Source organism: Pseudoalteromonas sp. SWN166 (assembly GCF_015864485.1).
Taxonomy (GTDB): Bacteria; Pseudomonadota; Gammaproteobacteria; order Enterobacterales; family Alteromonadaceae; genus Pseudoalteromonas.
In genome coordinates this window covers 1-582 of the sequence record NZ_JADYXB010000100.1, presented here as the reverse complement: position 1 = coordinate 582, position 582 = coordinate 1, and the positions used below count along the sequence as shown (strand labels likewise).

1 protein-coding gene is annotated in these 582 nt (G+C 40.4%); it reads left to right on the top strand.

The features are described from left to right. Positions 1 to 466: transposase (locus I6F49_RS20280; RefSeq protein WP_231615163.1), on the top strand; the 466-nt coding region annotated here is incomplete at its 5' end. Between the last annotated feature and the right edge of the window lie 116 nt (positions 467 to 582).

Genomic DNA, 582 nt, shown 5'->3' with positions numbered 1-582 from the left:
TGGAAAAATAAAAGGTCTGCTGTGCTCTTTGGATGATAAACAGGCTTTTGGTGCACAGGCCATTCTTGATGTCTATTTCGAGCGCTGGGAAATTGAAAATAGCTATGGAGAAATAAAACACCAGATGCTTGAGGATAGTATTCTTTTGCGTAGTCAGACTGTGGATGGAGTCAATCAAGAGCTCTGGGGTATATTGCTAGCCTACAATTTAATTCGAGTAGAGATAAGTCGAATAGCCAAAGAGGCTAAAGTCTCCCCGCTGAGAATTAGTTTTGTCATGGCTTTGCGGGATATACAGGATGAAATACTCTGGTGTGCCATCGCTTCGCCAGGTTCAATTCCAAAGAAATTAAGGGCAATGCGAGAACGAGTGAAACGTTATATTCTTCCAGAAAAAAGAAAACGACCCAAAAGTAGGACCGTTCGAATTTCAAAAACTCGGTACACCATTAAGTCAAAACTGTAGTGGTCAATAAAATTTGGCCACAGTTTTAGAATCTTGATATCTAACCTCAGATTCATTTGGCGCTAAACCGGCATTATAATGATGCGGCCTAACGTTGTTGTAATATCCGTTGATAT